This is a genomic window from Sphaerisporangium sp. TRM90804 (assembly GCF_029846175.1).
Taxonomy (GTDB): Bacteria; Actinomycetota; Actinomycetes; order Streptosporangiales; family Streptosporangiaceae; genus Sphaerisporangium.
Window position 1 is genome coordinate 372,782 of record NZ_JARWAC010000011.1, and the last position, 21,362, is coordinate 394,143.

A 21,362-nucleotide genomic window follows, 5' to 3' on the forward strand; every position below is an offset into this window, starting at 1 on the left:
GCGCATGCCGTCTACCCTGCGGGGGACGGCGTGCGCTTTTCCGGCTACGTGAAATAGCGGGTTAAACATCCATCGCGTACGGTAAAAGGAACGGCATAGCACGTTCCAGGCATGACAAGAGGAGAGCGATGGGCGGCTACGCGACCCCACTGGCGCCGGGGGGCCGATCGTCCGGCGATGCGGTCAAACGGCGCATGGTCGGCCTGGCGACGGGAGCGCTGGGGGCCGCGATCGTCGTCTCGCTCCTGGTGGCGGTCGAGTGGGCGGTGGAGATCGCCGACTACGTCCTGCCGCTGAACCTCGACATGTACGGAATCGTCTCCCACGACGTGGACGGACTGGCCGGCATCTTCGCGGCGCCGTTCCTGCACGCGGGCTTCTCCCACCTGATGGCGAACACCGTGCCGCTGGCGATCCTGGGGTTCCTGGCCGCGCTGCGGGGCCTGGGGCGCTTCTTCGTGGCCAGCGTGATCATCATTCTGGTCAGCGGGCTCGGCATCTGGTTCCTGAGCCCCCCGGGGGTCACGGTGGGCGCCAGCGGCCTGGTCTTCGGCTACTTCGGCTACGTCGTGACGCGCGGGCTGTTCGACCGGCACCTGCTCGACATCGTGCTCGGCATCGGCGTGGCCGTCCTGTACTACTCGCTGATCTGGGGAGTGCTGCCGGGCCAGCCCGGCATCTCGTGGCAGGGCCACCTGTTCGGCCTCATCGGCGGCGTGCTGGCCGCCTGGATGCTGCGCCGCAGGCGGCGAACCCCAGCGATCGGTTGATATCTCTCACTCCACCAGATAAATCGCAGAGCGCTCTTTATGACAATTTGCATGTGATATCTAGGTGATAAGGATCTTTACTGGTCCTGACAGGCTTGCCTGGGGGAGAATGACGGCGTGAACAACCTGGGGTCCTTGGAGCGCGCCATCATGGAGGTGCTCTGGGATTCCACGCGCCCCATGCTGGTACGTGAGCTGCAGGGCGCCCTCAACGCCGACGCCGACAAGCTGCTCGCCTACACCACCGTGCAGACCGTCGCCGAGCGCCTGGTCAAGAAGGGCCTGCTCAGCCGCACGCCCGAACGCAAGGCCTTCCGGTACGCCGCGAGCCACTCGCGCGACGAGCACGTGACCGCCGTGATGCTGGAGGCGCTCGCCGAGAGCCCCGACCGCGCGCCGGTGCTGTCGCGCTTCGCGCAGAGCGTCGACATCGACGACGCCCTGCGCCTGCTGGAGGAGCTGGCCCGCCGCACGGGCGAGCAGCGACACGTCGCCGGCGGACCCGGCTGGGTGCCGCCGCCCGCGTAGCGCCCGCCCGGGCGGGCGGGAGCTCGCGACGGGACGCGCGGCCGGGCTCCGGGCCCGGCGCCGGGGTCAGAGCCGCTCGACCACGTACTCGACGCAGCCCGTGAGGGCCTCGATGTCGGCGGGGTCGATCGCCGGGAACATCGCGACGCGCAGCTGGTTGCGCCCGAGCTTGCGGTACGGCTCGGTGTCGACGATGCCGTTGGCCCGCAGCACCTTGGCGACCTGGGCCGCGTCGACGTCGCCGGTGAAGTCGACGGTGCCGACGACGCTGGAGCGCTGGGCGGGGTCGGCGACGAACGGCGTGGTGTAGGACGTCTTGTCGGCCCAGGTGTAGAGCCGGGAGGCGGAGTCGGCGGTGCGCGCCGTCGTCCAGGCCAGGCCGCCGTTGCCGTTCATCCAGTCGAGCTGCTCGGCCAGCAGGAACAGCGTCGCCACGGCCGGGGTGTTGTAGGTCTGGTCCTTGACCGAGTTGTCGATCGCGGTGGGCAGGCTGAAGAACTCCGGCACGTAGCGGTCGGTGGCGGCGATCTCCTCGACCCTGGCGAGCGCGCGCGGCGAGAACAGGCCGATCCACAGGCCGCCGTCGGAGGCGAAGCTCTTCTGCGGCGCGAAGTAGTAGACGTCGAACTCGCTCGCACGCACGGGCAGGCCGCCGGCGCCGGAGGTGGCGTCCACCAGCACCAGGGAGTCGTCGCCGCCCACCCGCTCGATCGGCATGGCGACGCCTGTCGAGGTCTCGTTGTGCGTGAGCGCGTAGACGTCGACGCCGGCCTCGGGCCGGGGGAGCGGATGGCTGCCCGGCTCGGCGGTGATGACGCTGGGCCGGCCCAGCCAAGGCGCCTTGGTGGCGACCGTGGTGAACTTCGACGAGAACTCGCCGAAGTTGAGGTGCTGGGACCTCTCCTTGATGAGCCCGAAGGCGGCGATGTCCCAGAACGCCGTGGTGCCGCCGTTGCCCAGGACGACCTCATACCCCTCGGGGAGGTCGAACAGGCCGGCCAGGCCCTCACGGACCCTGCGGACGAGGTTCTTGACCGGCTTCTGCCGGTGGGAGGTTCCCATCAGCCCCGCGCCGGACGAGGCCAGCGCGGCGAGCTGCTCGGGGCGCACCTTGGAGGGCCCGCAGCCGAATCGGCCGTCAGCGGGCTTGAGTTCAGCGGGAATCTGGATGTCAGCCACCCGACCAGCGTAGTGAGCAGTCCCGGGTGTCATGTCCGTGGTCCGGATCCTGAGATGGCTGGACTCGGCAAAAGAGAGGCCCGGGTTCGGCATGAACGCGACAGGCCCGCAACCGGGGGCTGCGGGCCGTTGTACGGGGGGCGGGGGCGTACGTCGGGCGGGGGGCGCCGGCCGTGGAGTCTCGCTCAGTGCCTGGGGGCGACCTGCTCGGCTCCGGGGACCTCGTCGATCGAGCGCTGGGGCGGGCCGACGTAGGTGGCGCTGGGGCGGACGAGCCTGCCCGTGCGCTTCTGCTCCAGGATGTGCGCGGCCCAGCCTGCGGTGCGTGCGCAGGTGAACATCGAGGTGAACATGTGGGGCGGCACCGCGGCGAAGTCGAGGATGATCGCGGCCCAGAACTCCACGTTGGTGGCGAGCACGCGGTCGGGCTTGCGCGCGTGCAGCTCGGCCAGCGCGGCGTTCTCCAGCGCGCACGCGACCTCGTAGCGGGGCGCGTTCAGCTCCTGCGCGGTGCGGCGGAGCACACGCGCGCGGGGGTCCTCGGCGCGGTACACCCGGTGGCCGAAGCCCATCAGCCGCTCGCCGTTGTCGAGCGCCTTCCTGACGTAGGTCTCGGCGTTCCCGATGCGCTCGACCTCCTCGATCATGTGCAGCACGCGCGCGGGGGCGCCGCCGTGCAGCGGGCCGGACATGGCGCCCACGGCGCCCGAGAGCGCGGCGGCGACGTCGGCCCCGGTGGAGGCGATGACACGCGCGGTGAACGTGGAGGCGTTCATGCCGTGCTCGGCGGCGGAGGTCCAGTAGGCGTCGATGGCCCTGACGTGGTTCGGGTCGGGCTCACCGCGCCAGCGGATCATGAAGCGCTCGACGATCGTGGAGGCCTCGTCGACGCGCGACTGCGGCACCATGGGCAGGCCGAGGCCGCGGGCCGACTGCGCCACGAACGACAGCGCCGTGACCGAGGCGCGCGCGAGGTCGTCGCGGGCCTGCTGCTCGTCGATGTCGAGAAGCTGGCGGAACCCGTAGGCCGGGGCGAGCATGGCGAGGGCGCTCTGGACGTCGACGCGGATGTCACCGGAGTGCACGGGGATGGGGTACGGCTCGGCCGGGGGCAGGCCCGGCTGGAACTTGTTGTCGACCAGCAGGCCCCACACGTTCCCGTAGGAGACCCGGCCGACCAGCTCCTCGATGTCGACGCCCCGGTAGCGAAGAGCGCCTCCCTCTTTGTCCGGTTCCGCGATCTCGGTCTCGAACGCTACGACGCCTTCCAGCCCGGGTTTGAAGTCGGACATTCTCGGCCGCCTCCCTTTCTTGAAGTCAAAGCCTTGATGTCGAGATACCGGCGGGTCATATTCAACCCCCTGGCCGGGAGTGCTCCGTCGCAGGGCCCGCCGAAACGCGATCCGCCCTGGTGGGGGGTGCCGATGCGGTGATGGGGCCGGACGCGGAAGAATACCGGTCTGTGGATGACTCATCGAGCCCGCACACGTGTGAGGGGCTTCGTCGTACCTACGAGGGACGCCCGCTGGAGGAGGCCGATCTGGCGGCCGACCCGGTGACGCAGTTCGCGTCGTGGTTCGCCGACGCCGTCGACTCGGGGCTTCCCGAGCCCAACGCCATGGTGCTGGCCACCGCGTCCGGTGGCGGGCGGCCCGCCGCGCGCACCGTTCTGCTCAAGGGTTACGACCGGCGGGGCTTCGTCTTCTACACCAACTACGAGTCGCGCAAGGGCCGCGACCTCGCCGAGAACCCGCGCGCGTGCCTGATGTTCCCCTGGCACCCGATCCGCCGCCAGGTGCGGGTGGAGGGCACGGTCGTGCGGCTGCCGCGCGAGGACTCCGCCGCCTACTTCCACTCGCGTCCGTACGGCTCGCGCATCGGCGCCTGGGCGTCCCGGCAGTCAGCGGTGATCCACTCCCGGGAGGAGCTCGACCGCCGCTACGACGAGCTGGCCGAGCGCTGGCCCGAGGAGCCGCCGATCCCCGACTTCTGGGGCGGCTTCCTGGTGGTGCCGGCGGAGGTGGAGTTCTGGCAGGGCCGGGCCGACCGCATGCACGACCGGTTGCGCTACCGGCGCGCCGGCGGAGCCTGGATGGTCGAACGCCTCGCCCCCTGACCGGCGCTCGGGAGCGCCTTGGGTAAAGTGCCGGGGTTGTTCTATTTGTCCTGGGTTCAGGCTTGCCGCCCGGGTCTGGGATACGAGGTGGGGGAATGCCGGGACGCGCGTCGGTGCTGAGGCGCATCGCCGTCGACACCCGGCCACTGCGCGTCCCGGCCTACCGGCGGCTGCTGACGGGGCAGGGCGTCTCCTTCATCGGCTTCCAGCTCACCTCGGTGGCGGTCAGCGCCGAGATCTACGAGATCACGCGGTCATCCCTGTGGGTGGGGCTGCTCGGCCCGGTCAATCTGATCCCGCTGGTGGTCTTCGGCCTGTGGGGCGGCGCCGTCGCCGACGCGGTCGACCGGCGCAGGCTCCTGATCACGGGCTCGCTGGTCGCCTGGCTGGCCACCCTGGCGCTGCTGCTGCACGCGTGGTCGGGCCTGGAGAACGTCTACCTCATGCTGGCCGCGGTGGCCGTGCACGCGACCGGCTTCGCCGTCACCTCGCCGACGCGCGGCGCGATCATCCCGAGGCTGGTGCCCAGGGAGCGCGTCGCCGCGGCCAACACGATGAACTTCCTGGTCAGCGCCATCGGCTCGGTCCTCGGGCCGCTGCTGGCGGGCGTCGTGCTCGCCCGGTGGGGGTTCGGCGCGGCGTACCTGGCGGACGTCGTGCTGTTCGGCGCCGGGTTCTACGCCGCCGTCCGGCTGCCCCGCCTGCCCCCGCTCGGCGACGTCGTCCGGCCCGGCCTGCGGTCGGTCGTCGACGGCCTGCGTTACATCGCCGGCCATCGGGTGGTGATGATGTCGTTCGTCGTGGACATCATCGCCATGGCGTTCGCGATGCCCCGGGCGCTCTTCCCCGAGCTGGCCGCCGAGCGGTTCGGCGGCTCGGCGGTCGCCTTCGGCTGGCTGTCGGCCAGCATCGCGATCGGGTCGGTCACGGCCGGGCTGCTGTCGGGGTGGGTGGGCCGGGTCCGCCGTCAGGGGCTCGGGCTGACCTTCGTGATCGCGCTGTGGGGGCTGACGGTGGCCGCCGCGGCGTTCGCCCAGGATCTGTGGCTGCTGGTCACGCTGCTGGCCCTCGGTGGCGCCGCCGACCTGGTGTCGGCGGTGTGGCGGCAGACCATCCTGCAGACCTACGCCCCCGACGAGATGCGCGGGCGCATGCAGGGCGTGTTCATGGTCGTGGTGGCGGGCGGCCCGAGGCTGGGCGACCTGCGGGCGGGGGTGACGGCGAGCACCTTCGGGCTGGTCCCCGCGTGGGCGGGCGGCGGGCTGCTGTGCGCGGTCGCCGTGCTGGCGGCGGGGCTCGCCGTCCCGGCCTTCCGCCGGTACGACGCCGTGGCCGACCATCCCTCGCGACGCGGCCCGGCGGCGACAAGATCACAACTAGGCCATCGGGACGACTCCGAGGCCGAGAAGTGAGATGCTGGTAAGGGAAATCGTGTCCTCCCGGCACCGTGGCCGTCCGTCGTCCGTGTCCTTCTGTCGGCCGGGCTGCGTAAGCTTCGTTCGGACATCGAACCGTGCCCCCCGGGGAAACGTATTGAACCGTCCTTACCGGGCTTTTCCCGTCATGGGCGGACGTAGCATCGGTAAGGGGAGGGGAGGAGCCTTGACCGCACACGGTCTGATCGACACCACGGAGATGTACCTCCGCACCATCTTCGAGCTGGAAGAAGAGGGAATCACCCCGCTGCGCGCGCGCATCGCCGAACGCCTGGCGCAGAGCGGCCCCACGGTGAGCCAGACGGTCGCCCGCATGGAGCGCGACGGGCTGGTCCGCGTCGAGGGCGACCGCCATCTCGCCATGACCGACCTCGGGCGCACGCTCGCCATCAGGGTGATGCGCAAGCACCGCCTCGCCGAGTGCCTGCTGACCCAGGTGATCGGCATGCCGTGGGAGGACGTCCACGTCGAGGCCTGCCGGTGGGAGCACGTCATGTCCGACGCCGTCGAGGCCCGGCTGCTCACACTGCTCGACAACCCCGTCGTCTGCCCGCACGGCAACCCCATCCCGGGGTTGGACGAACTGGGCGGCAAAGAGCCGGAGTTGTCCGCAGATGAGGTGATCTCCGCCATGGCTGATCTGGCCGGACCCTCGGGTATACCCGTAGTTGTGCGGCGAATTAGCGAACAAGTGCAAAGTGATCCTGCTGTGATGCTTAAACTCAAGCAAGTTGGGATACAACCCGGACGCGAGGTGACGCTCGCGGCGAGCGACGACGGTGTACGGGTGACAGGTGACGATGAAGCGGACAGCACTCCCGCGGAGCTCTCGCGCGATGTCGCCGCGCACGTCTTCGTCTCCAAGCGCTGACCGCCCCGGGCGGGCCCCCTCGGGCCCGCGGGGGAAGTCGCCCTTCCCCGAACCCCCGGGCCCGGCGCGCCCGGGCCCTCCGGGAAGAAGCCGTGCCGTCGAGGCTGCAGGAGCACCTTTGGTCCGCTGTTCGAACGACCCTCACCAAGGGGTGGCCGCGAGATGAAGCGATGGGGGGATCTCTCCCAGGACGCGGCCGACCATCTCACGGCCGAGTCCGTGCTCGACCTCGCCGAGATGGCCGTGGTGGTCACCGACCGGTTCAGCAACGTCCTCTACTGGAACCCGTTCGCCGAGCGCCTGTTCGGCCGCCCCGACAACCCGGCCGGCGGCGACGACGCCGTCCTGTCCCTGGGAATCATGGACAAGGACCACCCCATGGCCGTCGAGCTGGCCAAGCACGTCCTCAAGGGCGGCGTGTGGGAGGGCACCTTCGACGTCGTGCGCGTCGACGGCACGATCATCTACGTGCGGGCGCAGGCCGTGCCGCTGCGGCACCCCTCCGGCGCGGTCACCGGCATCGTGATCAGCGCCCGCGAGGCCATGCGCAGCAACGAGCGCGAGAAAGACCGCTTCGGGCTGCTGGAGCGCATCGGCGAGCGCCTCGCCAGCTCGCTGTACGTCGAGGAGACCCTCAACCGCGTCGCCGAGATGCTGGTGCCCCAGTTTGCCGACCACTGCTTCATCGAGCTGACCGAGGGCGACCGCATGGTCCGCAAGGTCTCCACCCACGTGAAGGGGTGGACACCCCCGCCCGGCACGTGGCGCCCGGTCGGCTCCGAGATCCGCTACCCGCAGGGCCACTACGCCGACATCGCCCTGCGCCGCCAAGAGACGATCATCGTCGAGGACTTCGCGCAGATGAGCTACCCCTCGCCCAGCGAGGAGAGCACCCGGCTCTGCGGCGAGATCGGCATGACGTCCGCCATCGTGGCGCCGCTGTGCGCGCGCGGCGAGACGCTCGGGCTGATGTACCTCGGCATGTCCAACCTCACCAACCGGCACTCGCCGCACTACGACGCCTTCGACCGCGACTTCGTCGGCGCGATCGCCACCCGGGTGGCGATCGCCGTCGACAACGCGCTGCTGTTCGAGGAGGAGCGGCACACCGCCGAGTCGTTCCAGAAGTACCTGCTGCCCCGCGCGCTGCCCCAGCTCGACGGCCTGGAGATCGCGGTCCGGTACGAGCCGGCCGCGCCGCTGGCCTCACACGGCCAGGGCATCCAGACCCAGGTCGGCGGCGACTGGTACGACGTCATCCCGCTGTCGGCGGGCCGGGTCGGCATCGTCATCGGCGACGTCGAGGGCCGGGGCGCCAAGGCCGCCGCGGTCATGGGCCAGCTCAGGGCGGCGCTGCGCGCGTTCGCGCAGGACGACAAGTCGCCGGCCGACATCCTGGCCCGGCTCGACGAGTGGACGCGCATCGTCGCCCCCATCGAGCACGACGACTTCGGGGCCGACGTCAGCACCCCGCCGATCGTCACCTGCCAGTACCTCGTGTACGACGCGTGGTCGCGCCAGCTCTCCTTCGCCAACGCCGGGCACGCCCCGCCGCTGCTGATCGTCGACGGCTCGGTCACCGAGCTCGACATCTCCGAGGTCGGCCAGCCGCTCGGCGTCAGCGCCAAGGGCATGCACGCCGACCTCGTGTACAAGGAGGAGACCCGGGTCCTGCCGCCCGGCGCCACCCTGCTGCTCTACACCGACGGCCTGCTCGACCGCCGTCCCGCCCGCGACTCCGGCGAGGAGCCGCTCTCCGACGAGGAGACGCTGCGCGTCCTGTGCGAGGAGGTCGCCAAGGTCTCCTCCGAAAGCGTCGAGCGCATGGCGAACGTCGCCACCGACGCCGTCCCGGGCGAGATCGACGACGACATGGCGATCCTGGTGATCCGGTCGGCGGCCAAGGAGCTGGCGTCCGAGGAGCGCACCTTCCCCGCCCAGCCGATCATGGTGGGCGAGGCGCGGCGCATGGCGTCGGAGGCCTTCGCCACCTGGGGCGTCCCCGAGGAGCGGTCGGAGCTGGCCTGCCTGCTGGTCTCCGAGGTCGTCACCAACGTCGTGCTGCACGCCGCCAGTGCCAGCGTCCCGCGCAGGGAGCTGGTCCTGCTCGACGGCCCCCCGCTGCCGTTCGACGAGTCCTGGGACGTCCCGGGCATGGACGACATGGCCAACGAGAAGGAGTTCACCCTCCGGCTGCGCCGGGGCGAGGAGTCCATCTGGGTCGAGGTCTTCGACCAGGACCTGCGCCTGCCCCGCATCCGCAGCGCCGGCGAGAACGACGAGGGCGGCCGAGGCCTCTATCTGGTCGACCAGCTCGCCAAGCGCTGGGGCTCCCGCCCCACCAAGGAGGGCAAGGCCGTCTGGTTCGAAATCCCCACCAAGGGCCGCTAGCAAGCACTTCCCGCCCACCCCCCCAAGGGCCGCGAGCAGGTTCTCCCGTCCGCCGATCAGGTCCCTCCTCCCGGCGGCGGGTCGGTGAGCGGTGGTACGGCGAAGTCGGCGCCGCCGTACGGCGCGCAACCCGGTGAACCCTCGCGGTGATCGCACCCTCGCCTCGCGAATGGTGCCTTCGGCGCGCTTTCCTAAGGGCGACCCTCACCCAGCCCGTCCCCAGCGTCGCGCGAGCATCCCTCCTGAGTAGGCCGGGACGTTCGGCGCGGCCCCGCCCTATCGGCGCAGGGTGTGCGACATCGTTAGCGGTGAAGGCGAACGCGCCCGTGGCGGGCGCGACCTGAGACCACCGGCTGCCGTCCTTGAAATGGTGCCTTCGGCGCGCCTTCCCAGGGGCGCCCCTCGCCACCGGCCCACCACCCGCCGTCGCGCCGGCAACCGCCCGCACTGACGGTCCTCACCGACAGGACTCGGGCGATTGTCCTTCCCCATATGCATGCCTGGTTGCGGCCCAGGGCCGGTCGCCGTACGACGGCGCCGACTTCGCCGCACCCGTTCTCACCGACGCGGCGCCGAATGGAGGCGATACGCAGGTGGAGGGGATTCAGCTTGTGCGCTGGTGAGGGGCCGGTGTCACTGCGCGTGGCGCTGGAGGGGGGCGTTGTGCGCGCGGGGGGTCAGCTTGTGTGACGGTGAGGGGCCCGTGTCAGCAGCGCGGCACTGGAGAGGGGTTCAGCTTGTGCGCTGGTGAGAGACCGGTGGCACCGGCGTGGTGCCGAGGGAGGCGTTATGCGCGCGGAGGGGGGTTCAGCTAGTGCGCTGGTGAGAGACCCGTGGCACCGGTGTGGTGCAGGAGGGGGCGTTGGCGCGCGGAGGGGGCAGCTTGTGTGACGGGGAGAGATCCGTTTCACCGACGCGGCGCCTGAGGGAGGCCCTATGCACGCGGAAGGCGACTTGGCTTGCGCGACGGCGACGGCGACGGCGACGGCGACGGTGGGTGGGATGGGGGCCGCCCTTGGAAGGCTGCGCCGGAGGCGCATTTCGTGGGGCGGCCGGTGGTTGGGTTCTGGCGGGGGATTGGTTGCGGGCGGGCCGGGGCCCGGCCCGCAGGGGGTGTCGCCTGGTCCCCGCGGGCCGGGTGGGTGGGGTTAGCCCGCCAGCTTCACGGTCCAGCGGCGGGAGGGGTCGGCGTCGCAGGTGAACTGCAGGCCGCGCACGTTGTTGTCGGTGCTGACGCCGCCGGCGATGGTGAGGCACTTGCCGGTCTGGACGTTGCGGATCTGGTACTGGCCGGTGCCGGTGTAGTCGAGGATCGTCCAGCGGCGGGAGGGGTCGCTGTCGCAGGTGAACTGCAGGGCGTCGACGTTGTTGGCGGTGCTGACGCCGCCGGCGATGGTGAGGCACTTGCCGGTCTGGACGTTGCGGATCTGGAACTGGCCGGTGCCGGTGTAGTCGCTGATCGTCCAGCGGCGGGAGTAGTCGGAGTCACAGTTGTACTGCACCGAGAGCACGTTGTTGGCGGTGCTGACGCCGCCCGCGATGGTCAGGCACTTGGCGGTCTGCACGTTCTGCAGCTGGTACATGGTGGAGACGGGCACGCGCGCGGCCGAGGCCCCGGCGGCGGTCTGGGCGGCGGTCTGGGCGGAGACGGCGGCGGGTGCGCCCACCGCGACGATCGCGGAGGCGGCGGCGATACCGAGGATGCGGCTGATGGAGCGTTCCATTGTGTTACTCCCCGTGGAGGGTAAGGTCCCCGTGCTGTCGGGCTTGCACCACCGACACTCTCGACTCACGAGCCGCCGCACATGAGTAATGCAGTACTCAGATGTGAATCATGCTCGTCCGCGGCTGGTGGACCGGCTTCCACGCACGCGCGCCGAGTCGTCGTCGCGAGACGCGAGCCCGCTGTGGATCGAGGGCTTACTCCACACGTGGGTCTTCGCGGGGTCGTCCGGCCCGGGGTGAATCTCAGACGCGAGCCCACCGCCGGTTGCCTCGCCGGTGTCGTTCTTCAGCCGCGAGTCTGTCGCGTGTCCCCAGCACCCAGGGGTGTTTCGGACGCGGATCCGCTCCGCAGGGGGCAGGACGTGAATCGCCCCCGGCGGCGGCCGGGGGCCGGTGCCGGGGGCGGTGGGGTGGTTAGTCGTCCTGGGGCGAGGGTTCGGGGACGCACAGGGTCAGGGCGCCGGGCGCCACCTCGGCCTTGATCTTGGTGGTGGCGTCGCGGTCGCCGCCGTCCAGCTCGTACGTGAGCGGGGTCTCGAAGGTCGCGGTCACCTTGCGACCACGGGTGATGCGCACGAACGGGGACTCCTCGGAGCGGCCCGTGGCCATCTTGCCGATCACCCGAGCCCACTGGATCGGCCCCTGCGCGGTCGAGACGCCGACCTCCAGCCAGCCGTCGTCCGGGCGGGCGTCGTCGAACGCCTCGATGCCCCCGGTGATCGTGCCGACGTTGCCGAGCAGCAGGCAGCTCGCCGGCCCGTCGAACCAGTCGACGCCGTCGATCTTGACCTTCATCGGCACCAGCGGCCCGCCCACGTGCTGCACGGCCGCCTTGAAGTAGGCGAGGCGCCCGAGCCGGCTCTTGGCGTCCTTGTCGGAGTCGGCGATCATCTGGGCCTCGAACCCGGCGCCCGCCATGACCGCGAAGTGCTCGCCGTTGAGCACGCCGAGGTCGAGCTTGCGATGCTCGCCCTGGAACCCGATGCGCACGGCCTCGGGAAGGTCCTCGGGGATGCCCATGTTGGCCGCGAAGAGGTTGGCCGTGCCCGCAGGCAGGACGGCCATCGGCACGCCCGACCCGGCCATGGCGTCCGAGCAGCGCTGCACCATGCCGTCGCCGCCCCAGACGAAGACCAGGTCGGCCCCTTCCTTCAGGGCCTTGCGCACCTGCTTGGGTGCCTTCTTGCTCTTCGGCACCTCGTGCCAGAGCAGCTTGCCGACGTCGTGCTCGGCCAGGAGCACGCGCAGCTGGTCGAGCCCGCCGCCGAACGTCTTCTTCTGATGCGCGATCACCGCGATCTTCCGAGCCATGTCTGCTGACTACCCACAGAATCGGGGTTCACCGGGTCTGCCGTTTGCGGGGGAATAGTGTGGCCCTGACGTGCCCTCTCTTTGGGAGGCGGCGCCGCCGGGGCGCGGTGACAGCGGCGACGATGGGTGTTTGACTCGACCGCATGCGACTGGCCTACGAACGGCGCGGCGAGGGACCACCCCTGGTGCTGCTGCACGGCATCGGCCACCACCGGCAGGCCTGGCGGCCCGTCATCGACCTGCTCGCCGGGTCGCGCGACGTCATCGCGGTCGACTTCCCCGGGTTCGGCGCCTCGCCCGGCCTGCCGTCCGGGACGCCGTACAACGCCCAGACGCTCGCGGACGCGGTGGAGCTCTTCTGCGCCGAGCTCGGCGTGCCGACGCCGCACGTCGGCGGCAACTCGCTCGGCGGCTACGTGGCGCTGACCTTGGCGGCGCGGGGCAGCGTCCGCACGGCCACGGCGCTGTCGCCGGCCGGGTTCTGGAACGCCCTTGAGCACGCCTACGTGCGCGCCGCGCTGCGGGGCCTGCACCGGCTGGTGAAGGCGCTGCCGCCGGACGGCATGACGGCGGTGGCGGGTTCGACCGCCGGGCGGGCGCTGTCGATCGGGCTGGTCGTGGCCAGGCCCGGCGGGTTGAGCCCGGAGGCCGTGGTCGCCGCCGGGCGGGCCCTGCGCGACGGCCCGGGTTTCGACGAGACGCTCGACTCGTTCAGGGCCGTGGTGCCGCCCAGCCGCGCCAAGGTGCCGATCACGATCGCGTGGGGCGAGCGCGACCGCCTGCTGTGGCGGCGCCAGGCCGTACGCGCGGCCAGGTGGTCCGAGCAGCGGGTGAAGCTGCTCCAGGGCTGCGGCCACGTCCCCATGAGCGACGACCCCGGCCTCGTCGCCCGTGTCCTGCTGGACGGCAGCCGGGACTGACCACGCCTCAGCGAATGCTCTGGGTGTACACGGCCAGCATGACGATCACGAAGGTGACCATGATGCCGGTGTAGGCCACCGGCCCGAAGCGCAGCGACCTGCGCACGCGGTTCAGGCCCCACACGAACAGGAACGCCAGGAAGATCAGCAGGATCAGCCCGCCGTTGTCCATCGCCACCGCCTCCGCGCAACCGCCGGCCTCGCCCGAGCACTCGCAGACCAGTATGCGTCCCACGCCCCCGCTCCGCGCGCAAGCGGCCGACCGTGACACCGTCGGTGTCGGCTCGTGACCTGCCGCGGCCCACACTGGAGACGCGTCCCCCGACGGAAGCGAGTGCGACCGTGCAGGACATTCCGCGCATTCACCGGAGCAAAGCCGAGCGCGAGGCATACGTCGCCTTCCTGCTGCTGGGTGCCGTGGCGCTCGCGTTGTCCGTCCTGCACGGGTGTACACCGTGGACGCCTTTCCTGGCCCCGCACCCGAAGCCGTTGAGGGTCTCCTGCACCGGCTTCTCCACCCCGTCGCCCGCCGGCGAGGGCCCGGCCGTCAGGCCGATGGCGCGTGGGGTCCGAAGCATGCCGGTGAGACGGCCGGCTCCGCGACCCTGGATTCATCCGGTGGTGGCGGATGTGAACGATCCGTCCCTCGCCTACGCCTTGGACGGGGCCACCAAGGTCCTCAGCGCGACCCGGCTCGACACGCGAACCATCCTGTGGAGCCTGCGGGTACCGGGCCTTCGCTTCAACGGTTCGACCACGCTTTCGGCCAGGTCCAACCTCATACGCGTCTCGTCACACGACGGGTACCTCGCCCTGGTGGACCTCCCGGCCCGCCGGGTCCGGGAGTGTGCCGTCGAATCAGAACCCGGCATTGGGGGCTCGACCGCGCACACGGACCCCCTGGAGGTGGTCGGCGACGTCCTGGTGACCACGCGGAACGCCGAGCGCACGATCAACCTTCCTCTCGCCGGGTCGGTGCTGTGGGACCGATGGGTGGAGGCGTACTCGGCGCGAGACGGCCGCCTGCTCTGGCGCGAGCGGGCGTCGGTCCACACCACCGGCCATGGGCGGGTCTTCATCGGGGTGGGGCGCGGCCTCACCGCGCACGACGCCACCACGGGCATGCACATCTGGAGCCGCACCACCGGGGGAAGCATGGGCGACCCGCGCCGGGGAGAGGGCGGCGGCGTTCCGCTGGCCGTATCGGGCCGATACCTGTACGCCCACCTGTACCGGGATGAGCGCTTGTCGATCCACCTCGCCGCGGATGGCGCCTACGTGGGGGCGGCCGCGCTGCCGAGCACGCACTCGGGCGTCGAGGAGACGGTACCGATGCCCGGCGACCACGTCCTCATCGTGCTGAGGGACCGGGTGCTCGTGGCGGGCCCCGGTGGCATACAGGCTCAGAGGATGGCCGAGTGGACAAGCGCGGGCAGCTCGGCCCGTCACGACCTCGTCCGGGTCGGCGACACCTACCGGTTGGCCGTGTTGACCCCCGTCGCCCGGCTGCGCGTGTTCAGCGACGGTTCAAGCTCGCCGCTGGTCTTCCGGGTCGACCCGGAAGCCTCATGGGTGCGGCTGGCGGATACGGTCGCCTACGTGGGCGGTGGGCGCACGCCGATGCTGCGCGCCTACGACCTGACCGCGAACGGCGCGCTTCTGTGGGAGCTGTGGATGGGGTCCCCGGGGGACTTCGGCACGATAGCGGATGACTTCGCCATCCCCTTCGACGGCGGGCTCGCGCTGTCGTTCGATCCCCGCCGCGCGAGCGACGGCCCCCACCGGTGGGTCACGCTGGTGCCGTGACGCCGGGGTGGGGGCCGTCGCCGCGTCAGAAGCCGAAGGAGCGGCCGATGATCTCCTTCATGATCTCGGTGGAGCCGCCGTAGATGGTCTGGACGCGGCTGTCCAGCCAGGCCTTGGCGACCGGGTACTCCAGCATGTAGCCGTAGCCGCCGTGGAGCTGGAGGCAGCGGTCGATGACCTTGTGCTGGATCTCGGTGGTCCACCACTTGGCCTTGGCGGCGTCCACGGGGGTGAGCTTGCCGGCGTTGAGGGCCAGGACGCACTTGTCGACGTAGTGGCGGGCGATCTCCACCTCGGTCGAGAGCTCGGCGAGGACGAAGCGGGTGTTCTGGAAGGCGCCGATGCTGCGGCCGAACGCCTGGCGCGAGCGGCAGTACTCGATCGTCGTCTCCAGCACGGCCTCGGCCGCCGCCACCGCCGACACGGCGATCGACAGGCGCTCCTGCGGCAGGTTGGCCATGAGCTGGAAGAAGCCCTGGCCCTCGTCTGTGCCGAGCCGGTTGGCGACCGGCACGCGGACGTTCTCGAAAATCAGCTCGGCGGTGTCCTGGGCGTGCAGGCCGATCTTCTCCAGGTTGCGGCCCCGGGAGAAGCCCTCCATGCCGCGCTCGACGACCAGCAGCGTGGTGCCGCGCGCCCCGGCCGTCGGGTCGGTCTTGGTGACGACCACCACCAGGTCGGAGTTGATGCCGTTGGTGATGAACGTCTTCTGCCCGTTGACGACGTAGTCGTCGCCGTCGCGGACGGCCGTCGTCCTGATGCCCTGCAGGTCGCTGCCGGCGCCCGGCTCGGTCATGCCGATGGCGGTGATCAGCTCGCCGGAGGCGAAGCCGGGCAGCCAGCGCTGCTTCTGGTCGTCGTCGGTGAGGTCGACCATGTACGGCGCCATGATGTCGTTGTGCAGGCCGAACCCGAGCCCGGTGCTGCCCGACCTCATGATCTCTTCGACGATGACGGTGTTGAAGCGGAAGTCGGTGATCCCGGAACCGCCGTACTCCTCGGGGACCGAGAAGCCGAACATGCCCAGCTCGCCGGCCTTCTTCCACACCTCGCGGGGGACGATGCCGTCCTTCTCCCACTGGTCGTGGTGCGGCACGACCTCGCGGGCGATGAACTCGCGAACGGTGTCACGGAAGAGCAGATGCTCCTCCTCGAAGAGGTTCCGATCCATGCTTCTCCTCCTTGGGGGGACCGCCAACAGAATACTATTCTGGTCGCGGCCCGGCTTCCGGCGCCCCCGCCGCGCGGCTACGTCACAGGCCATGCCAGTAGCTGGAACCACACCGCCTTCCCGTGCGGGTTCACGCACCAGCCCCATTTGTAGGCCAGGGTCTCGACGATGGACAGACCCCTTCCGCAGGTCTCCATGGCGCCGGCCGACCGCATCCTCGGAACGGCCACGCCGGAGTCGTGAACGGTCACACTCATCACCTCCCCGTCCCGCCCCACCTCGACGCGGACGCCGCCCGCCGCGCCCGCCCCGCCGCCCCCGTGCGTCAGGGCGTTGGTGACGAGCTCCGAGGTGAGCAGTTCGGCGATTTCGCGGGCCTCCTCGCAGGCGTTCCAATCGGCGGCGACGTCCCGCACGAAGCGACGGGCGGACGCGACGCATTTCCCGTCCCGGGGTATGCACTTCTGCCCGAGAAGTACCGCCGCGGCGTCTGTTTCGCAAGGGATATCCGACGGCTTGACGCCGGGCTCCGCGGCCCCACTCATGACGTTCCTCCTCGCCTGGGAATTCGTATGCCAAGGGTGGAGTCGTGAGGCTACTGTCGGTAGTCGAACGGTCGCTAATCCGGCGCTTTGAGGATCGGATCCGGTCCTTTTGAACCTCCATGATGTGGGGCACGATGGCTGATCTATACACACCTCAAGCAATTTGGGGCAGAGAACTCCGTCACTACCGTCAGACGGCCGGTCTGACGCAGGCCCAGCTCGCCCAGAAGATCCATTTCAGCGAGTCGCTGATCAGCGGCATAGAGACCGGCCAGCTCCCCGCCAGCCCCGAGTTCGCCCAGACCTGCGACTCCGCCCTCACCACGGGCGGCGCGCTCCAGCGCCTCCTCGACTGGCGGCGCGGCCAGGTCTTCCCCGCCTGGTTCGGCAAGTGGCACGACAAGGAGCAGGTGGCGACGACACTGCGCGCCTATGAGCCCATCCTCGTACCCGGCCTGCTCCAGACCCCCGAGTACGCCTTCGAGGTGCTGTACGGGGACGAGACGGCCGTGCAGGCGCGTGTGCAACGTCAGCAGGTGTTCGCCCGCACTGCGCCTCCGCCACCTCTGCTGCGCTGCGTGATCGACGAGGCGGTGCTGCATCGCCTGATCGGCACCCCCGAGATCATGCGCAAGCAGCTCGAACACCTCGCGTCGATCATCGCTCCCCGCGTCAGCGTGCAGGTCGTCCCGCTCGGGGGCATCCGGGCGGGGCTGGAGGCCGGATTCATAATCGCTACGCTCGAAGGTGGCAGCGAGGTAGCTTATTTGGACACCGCCGTACGCGGGCTGGTGACGACCGATCAGGACGACATCACGGCAGCCGTGGCGAAATTCGAGGCCATTCGCATCGAGGCGCTGCCGCTGCGCATGTCTGTGGATCTCATCAAGAGAACGGCAGAGGAAAGATGGACCTGAGTAACGCCACCTGGCGGAAGTCGAGTTACACGGGTAGCAATGGCGGGAACTGCGTGGAGGTCGCGGAGCTGCCGCGCGCCGCTGAAGCGCCTGACCCCGTGGCGGAGTTCGTGGCCGTGCGTGACTCGAAGAATCCCGAAGGTCCGAAGCTGTTCTTCACGCCGGACGAGTGGGGCGCCTTCCTGCGCGGGGTCAAAGGCGACGCGTTCGACCGTGAGGCGCGGTAGCGGGCCCCACGGTCGGGCGCGGCGGGTCGGCCGGGCGGTGGGTCAGGGGTTGGGGATGAGCATGTAGGCGTGTTCGTCGGCGGTCTTGCCGGGCTCGCAGTAGTAGCAGGTCTTGCCGACGATCACGCCCTGGTCGTTGATCGCCTCGGCCGTCTCCAGGGCGACGTCCCCGGGGAGGTTGGTCACCACCGTGTTCAGGTCGGTCATCTGGTCGCCGTCCCACAGGACCGCGTGCTGGCCGTAGTAGGTGTCGGTGGTGCGCGAGTACCCCACCACCTGTCCCGCCTCGTTGATGCCCCGCGCGGTGCTCCCGTTGCCTCCCGGCAGGGTTCCGAGTTGGCGCATGACGCCGTTCTCCCAGAGGAAGGCCCGGAACCTCCGCTCGGCGTCCATGGAGATGCCGACGATCTGGGTCTTCTCGTTGATGTCGAAGGCCTCGCTGCGGACCGCGGCTCCGCCGAGCGTGCCGAGGTCCGTCATGACGCCGTTCTGCCACAGGAAGGCGTGGGTCTCCTCGCCGGTGCTCGGCAGGGCGGTGCCCACCACCTGGTTCCGGTCGTTGACGGCGTTGGCCAGGCTCGCGGTCGAGAACGGCCGGTCCGTGCTCCCGCCCAGGGTGCCGAGTTCGCGAATCTTGCCGTTCCTGTTCCACAGGACGGCGCGATGCGGGGCTCCCTGCTGCTTGACGCGGTGGCCGACCACGACGCCCTTGTTGTTGATGTCGGTGGCCGCGCTGCCGCTGCCGTAGCCCCAGCCGGTGCCCAGATCCGTGACCGTCCCGTCGCGGTAGACGAAGGCGTGTGCCGGTTCGGTGAAGCTTGTGTGGGTGTGCCCGGCGACATGCCCCGCCTCGTTGATGCCGAAAGCGCTGTTGTTGCCCGGGGCGTAGATCGCCGGGATCCGCGTCAGCTGCCCGTCCTGCCAGCGGAAGGCGTACGAGGCCGGGTCCCGTTCGTTGTTGCCGTGCCCCGCCACCTGGCGGGCGGTGTTCACGTCCTGGGCCTCGCTCCACCGGATGCCCCCGGGGGTGGTGGCCAGCCAGCCGAGGTTGACGTAGGTGTAGGTGGTGGGGGCGGCTGACGTCTCGCTCTCCGCGACGGCCGGAGGGACGGCGAGGGTGCTCGCCGTGAGTCCGGCTGCGGCCACCGACAGCAGGACTCTTCGCCTTCTCATCATCTGGTCCCCTTGTGTGAGATGGAGGGTTGAAGATGATGTTGCGTGAGGATCCGGGCGAAGGATCTTACGAAGTGCTTATGGCGCGATCTTCCGTCCGGGCGGTGCGTACGCCGGGGTGGACGGTCCTCGGTGCCGGTGGGGGTGTGGGTCCGCTCGGCGGCCCCGGCTCGGTGCCGAGTCGTCAGACGAATATTGCCTGGTGTACACCCTTCTGACCTGCGGGTCTGTCAGAAAGGGCTGCGCAGAACAGTCAAAGCACAGCGAGCTGGGATCAAGGGTCCGTAGGATCTGTATTCAACTGTGACCTGACACTGGAATCCTGTTACGCCTGGCAGAAACCGGGCACCGCCGCTGAAATGGAGATATACGTGCTGAAGTCGCAGGCACGCCGCCGCATCGCCACAAAGGCAGCAGCAGCCGGAACCCTCAGCGCGGGCGCCCTCCTGTTCGGCCTACCCCAGCTTGCTTCCAGCTCTGCGCTGGTGCCGACGTCGTACACGTGCACGCCCACAGGGACTGGCACCGGGACCTACTCCGTAACCCTCGACTTCGGGGCCGCGGCCACGACCGCGCCGCCGAACCAGCCGGTCACGGTCACGTTGCAGGTCGCGCAGGGGACCAATCCGGTGACGGCGCCCACAGCTCTGGCCACGACGGACTACGTGTGGGTTGAGAGCGAAGTTCTCGTCTCACCGGTCGCGGGGACGCCTCTCCCTACGGGGGCTGTGCTATCTACCGCTTCTGTCCTACCGCCCACCCCTCCATCAGCTGCGGCCTCACTGCCCCTGCCGCCGGCGAATATCTTCACGTTGAACCCCACCGCCAAGGGGACGCTTGGCCTGTCCGCTCAGTCGCTCACGGTGAAGATCGGCCCGACACCTACGGCCGTCGGTGCTTCGCCGAGCCCTTCAATCGTTTACAACTGCACCCTGCCCGCCACGGCTACCGCCCCCGCGCGACTGACCCTGGTGGTGAACACGGCCAGTGCATCCAGTACCCCGACCGACACTGACACCGCCACGACTACGCCCACCCCCACGCCGACCCGGAGCACGCCTCGGCCGACGCGGACGGCGACCGCGACCGTGACGGCGGACTCGCAGGTCAAGGAGACGCCGAACGGCGGGGCCGCGACCGGTGGCGGTGCGGATGCGGGGCCGGACGGGCGGATGTTCGTGGCGGTCGGCTCGGTCGTCGTGCTGGGCGCGGCCGTTGGCGGGCTGATGATGCGCCGCCGTCCGCAGCGAGGCTGATCGGGGGTCCAGCGTGACGATGCCGCCTGAGCCGCCGTCCCCGGACGGGTACGGCGATCCCCACTACGGGCCGCAGGGCGACCCAGGGGTGCCCGGGTACCCCCAGCACGGGTACGTGCCGCAGGTGTACTACGACTACCCGGGGCACGTGGGGCCGGACGGGCAGTGGGCGCAGCCGGGACGGCAGCGGAGCGACCGCGGCCAGATCATGCGTGCGGTGCTCATCCTCGCGGCGGTGGCCGGTGTGGTGACGGTGGCCGTCGGCATGCTGCTCATGGCGGGCGCGCCCGAGGAGTACGGCCTGTCCGACGCGCGCACGCCGCTCAAGCTGCAGGCGCAGCCCACCGCGGGCGGGCTGCCGCCCACGGTCGGCCCCGGCGGCGACGGCGTGCTGGCGCAGGCGGCCCCCACGGCGTCCGCGCCGCTGGCGCCCCTGCCGCCGGCCCCGGCGATGCAGCCGTCCACCCCCAAGCGGCTGATCATCAAGAAGCTCGGCGTCAACGCGCCCATCTCGTCGGTGGGAACCGACAGGAAGGGCGCGATCCAGACGCCGCCCATCAACAACCACAACCTGGTCGGCTGGTACCGGCTCGGCCCGACGGCGGGCCAGGCCGGGCCCGCCGTGATGCTCGGCCACAAGGACACGAACACCCGCACCGCCGTCTTCTCCCGCCTGCCCGAGCTGCGGTACGGCGACACGATCGAGGTCCTGCGCATGGACGGCACGGTCGCGATCTTCACCGTGGGCGGCGTCGAGCAGGCCGACAAGCAGACGTTCCCCACCAACCGCGTCTACGGCAACGCCGAGGCGGCCGAGCTGCGCCTGATCACCTGCGGCGGCCAGTACAACCGGACGACCGGCCACTACACCGACAACGTCATCGTCTACGCGACCATGACGGGCTCCCGCAGGAGCGGCGCGGCGACCACCCAGCGCTGACGGGCCCCGGAAGGCCTTCCCTCGTGGAACTTTGTTCTGGTGTAATCTCGTATATACCGAACAATGCTCGGTTTGAGTGG

The 21,362-nt window shown here is 70.3% G+C and carries 20 protein-coding genes; 12 read left to right on the plus strand and 8 right to left on the minus strand.

Annotation, left to right across the window (positions count from 1 at the left end):
* Window positions 1-128: 128 nt before the first annotated feature.
* Window positions 129-770 (plus strand): rhomboid family intramembrane serine protease, encoded by a 642-nt coding sequence (locus PYR91_RS16565; protein ID WP_279780711.1) that lies wholly within the window; start codon window positions 129-131, stop codon window positions 768-770.
* Window positions 771-887: 117 nt separating this feature from the next.
* On the plus strand, window positions 888-1,298 hold the full coding sequence (locus PYR91_RS16570) for a BlaI/MecI/CopY family transcriptional regulator (RefSeq protein WP_279780712.1): 411 nt from the start codon (window positions 888-890) through the stop codon (window positions 1,296-1,298).
* A gap of 66 nt (window positions 1,299-1,364) precedes the next feature.
* Here the strand turns inward: PYR91_RS16570 and serC are convergent, their stop codons facing one another.
* Both serC and PYR91_RS16580 read right to left on the minus strand, forming a co-directional pair.
* On the minus strand, window positions 1,365-2,477 hold the full coding sequence (gene serC / locus PYR91_RS16575; protein ID WP_279780713.1) for a phosphoserine transaminase: 1,113 nt from the start codon (window positions 2,475-2,477) through the stop codon (window positions 1,365-1,367).
* Window positions 2,478-2,662: 185 nt separating this feature from the next.
* On the minus strand, window positions 2,663-3,769 hold the full coding sequence (locus tag PYR91_RS16580; RefSeq protein WP_279780714.1) for a citrate synthase 2: 1,107 nt from the start codon (window positions 3,767-3,769) through the stop codon (window positions 2,663-2,665).
* A gap of 170 nt (window positions 3,770-3,939) precedes the next feature.
* On the opposite strand from PYR91_RS16580, the gene pdxH reads away from it, so the two are divergent.
* The 4 genes from pdxH to PYR91_RS16600 all read left to right on the plus strand — a co-directional run bounded on the left by pdxH (window position 3,940) and on the right by PYR91_RS16600 (window position 9,291).
* A complete protein-coding gene (pdxH, locus tag PYR91_RS16585; protein ID WP_279780715.1) occupies window positions 3,940-4,593 on the plus strand; it encodes a pyridoxamine 5'-phosphate oxidase in 654 nt (217 codons plus the stop codon).
* A 95-nt stretch (window positions 4,594-4,688) separates the two neighbouring features.
* Window positions 4,689-6,005 carry an MFS transporter gene (locus PYR91_RS16590; RefSeq protein ID WP_279780716.1) on the plus strand — a complete coding sequence of 439 codons (1,317 nt, stop codon included), beginning with the start codon at window positions 4,689-4,691 and terminating at the stop codon, window positions 6,003-6,005.
* Window positions 6,006-6,195: 190 nt separating this feature from the next.
* Entirely contained in the window at window positions 6,196-6,900 is a 705-nt protein-coding gene (locus tag PYR91_RS16595) for a metal-dependent transcriptional regulator (RefSeq protein WP_279780717.1), read from the plus strand.
* A gap of 162 nt (window positions 6,901-7,062) precedes the next feature.
* On the plus strand, window positions 7,063-9,291 hold the full coding sequence (locus PYR91_RS16600) for a SpoIIE family protein phosphatase (protein WP_279780718.1): 2,229 nt from the start codon (window positions 7,063-7,065) through the stop codon (window positions 9,289-9,291).
* Between the two features lie 1,148 nt (window positions 9,292-10,439).
* Here PYR91_RS16600 and PYR91_RS16605 read toward each other — a convergent pair.
* Window positions 10,440-11,015, minus strand: a complete 576-nt coding sequence (locus PYR91_RS16605; protein ID WP_279780719.1) for an RICIN domain-containing protein — start codon at window positions 11,013-11,015, stop codon at window positions 10,440-10,442.
* 415 nt (window positions 11,016-11,430) lie between these two features.
* Window positions 11,431-12,327, minus strand: coding sequence for a diacylglycerol kinase family protein (locus PYR91_RS16610; RefSeq protein WP_279780720.1), 897 nt, complete (start codon window positions 12,325-12,327; stop codon window positions 11,431-11,433).
* Between the two features lie 143 nt (window positions 12,328-12,470).
* On the opposite strand from PYR91_RS16610, the gene PYR91_RS16615 reads away from it, so the two are divergent.
* Window positions 12,471-13,247, plus strand: a complete 777-nt coding sequence (locus PYR91_RS16615; protein WP_279780721.1) for an alpha/beta fold hydrolase — start codon at window positions 12,471-12,473, stop codon at window positions 13,245-13,247.
* 7 nt (window positions 13,248-13,254) lie between these two features.
* On the opposite strand, the gene PYR91_RS16620 is transcribed toward PYR91_RS16615, so the two are convergent.
* Entirely contained in the window at window positions 13,255-13,482 is a 228-nt protein-coding gene (locus tag PYR91_RS16620; protein WP_279780722.1) for a hypothetical protein, read from the minus strand.
* Between the two features lie 395 nt (window positions 13,483-13,877).
* Here PYR91_RS16620 and PYR91_RS16625 point away from each other — a divergent pair, with 395 nt between their 5' ends.
* Window positions 13,878-15,053 (plus strand): hypothetical protein, encoded by a 1,176-nt coding sequence (locus tag PYR91_RS16625; protein WP_279780723.1) that lies wholly within the window; start codon window positions 13,878-13,880, stop codon window positions 15,051-15,053.
* A gap of 25 nt (window positions 15,054-15,078) precedes the next feature.
* On the opposite strand, the gene PYR91_RS16630 is transcribed toward PYR91_RS16625, so the two are convergent.
* Window positions 15,079-16,224 (minus strand): acyl-CoA dehydrogenase family protein, encoded by a 1,146-nt coding sequence (locus PYR91_RS16630; protein WP_279780724.1) that lies wholly within the window; start codon window positions 16,222-16,224, stop codon window positions 15,079-15,081.
* 77 nt (window positions 16,225-16,301) lie between these two features.
* Window positions 16,302-16,769 carry an ATP-binding protein gene (locus tag PYR91_RS16635; protein ID WP_279780725.1) on the minus strand — a complete coding sequence of 156 codons (468 nt, stop codon included), beginning with the start codon at window positions 16,767-16,769 and terminating at the stop codon, window positions 16,302-16,304.
* Between the two features lie 134 nt (window positions 16,770-16,903).
* Between PYR91_RS16635 and PYR91_RS16640 the strand changes: the two genes are divergently transcribed.
* Window positions 16,904-17,686, plus strand: coding sequence for a helix-turn-helix transcriptional regulator (locus PYR91_RS16640; RefSeq protein WP_279780726.1), 783 nt, complete (start codon window positions 16,904-16,906; stop codon window positions 17,684-17,686).
* Complete coding sequence (locus tag PYR91_RS16645) at window positions 17,677-17,913, plus strand: DUF397 domain-containing protein (protein ID WP_279780727.1); 237 nt, start codon at window positions 17,677-17,679, stop codon at window positions 17,911-17,913. The genes PYR91_RS16640 and PYR91_RS16645 overlap by 10 nt, the downstream gene beginning before the upstream one ends.
* A 42-nt stretch (window positions 17,914-17,955) precedes the next feature.
* Here PYR91_RS16645 and PYR91_RS16650 read toward each other — a convergent pair whose 3' ends face one another.
* Window positions 17,956-19,086, minus strand: coding sequence for a hypothetical protein (locus PYR91_RS16650; RefSeq protein WP_279780728.1), 1,131 nt, complete (start codon window positions 19,084-19,086; stop codon window positions 17,956-17,958).
* A gap of 812 nt (window positions 19,087-19,898) precedes the next feature.
* On the opposite strand from PYR91_RS16650, the gene PYR91_RS16655 reads away from it, so the two are divergent.
* Together PYR91_RS16655 and PYR91_RS16660 are read left to right on the plus strand one after the other, a co-directional pair.
* Entirely contained in the window at window positions 19,899-20,342 is a 444-nt protein-coding gene (locus PYR91_RS16655) for a hypothetical protein (protein WP_279780729.1), read from the plus strand.
* Window positions 20,343-20,361: 19 nt separating this feature from the next.
* Complete coding sequence (locus PYR91_RS16660) at window positions 20,362-21,282, plus strand: class F sortase (protein ID WP_279780782.1); 921 nt, start codon at window positions 20,362-20,364, stop codon at window positions 21,280-21,282.
* The last annotated feature ends 80 nt before the right edge of the window (window positions 21,283-21,362 follow it).

Bases quoted from the DNA above. Each gene is read 5' to 3' on its own strand.
- PYR91_RS16565 (WP_279780711.1), top strand. From the start codon at position 129: ATGGGCGGCTACGCGACCCCACTGGCGCCGGGGGGCCGATCGTCCGGC.
- PYR91_RS16580 (WP_279780714.1), bottom strand. From the start codon at position 3,769: ATGTCCGACTTCAAACCCGGGCTGGAAGGCGTCGTAGCGTTCGAGACC.
- PYR91_RS16590 (WP_279780716.1), top strand. From the start codon at position 4,689: ATGCCGGGACGCGCGTCGGTGCTGAGGCGCATCGCCGTCGACACCCGG.
- PYR91_RS16600 (WP_279780718.1), top strand. From the start codon at position 7,063: ATGAAGCGATGGGGGGATCTCTCCCAGGACGCGGCCGACCATCTCACG.
- PYR91_RS16605 (WP_279780719.1), bottom strand. From the start codon at position 11,015: ATGGAACGCTCCATCAGCCGCATCCTCGGTATCGCCGCCGCCTCCGCG.
- PYR91_RS16610 (WP_279780720.1), bottom strand. From the start codon at position 12,327: ATGGCTCGGAAGATCGCGGTGATCGCGCATCAGAAGAAGACGTTCGGC.
- PYR91_RS16615 (WP_279780721.1), top strand. From the start codon at position 12,471: ATGCGACTGGCCTACGAACGGCGCGGCGAGGGACCACCCCTGGTGCTG.
- PYR91_RS16630 (WP_279780724.1), bottom strand. From the start codon at position 16,224: ATGGATCGGAACCTCTTCGAGGAGGAGCATCTGCTCTTCCGTGACACC.
- PYR91_RS16635 (WP_279780725.1), bottom strand. From the start codon at position 16,769: ATGAGTGGGGCCGCGGAGCCCGGCGTCAAGCCGTCGGATATCCCTTGC.
- PYR91_RS16640 (WP_279780726.1), top strand. From the start codon at position 16,904: ATGGCTGATCTATACACACCTCAAGCAATTTGGGGCAGAGAACTCCGT.
- PYR91_RS16645 (WP_279780727.1), top strand. From the start codon at position 17,677: ATGGACCTGAGTAACGCCACCTGGCGGAAGTCGAGTTACACGGGTAGC.
- PYR91_RS16650 (WP_279780728.1), bottom strand. From the start codon at position 19,086: ATGAGAAGGCGAAGAGTCCTGCTGTCGGTGGCCGCAGCCGGACTCACG.
- PYR91_RS16660 (WP_279780782.1), top strand. From the start codon at position 20,362: ATGCCGCCTGAGCCGCCGTCCCCGGACGGGTACGGCGATCCCCACTAC.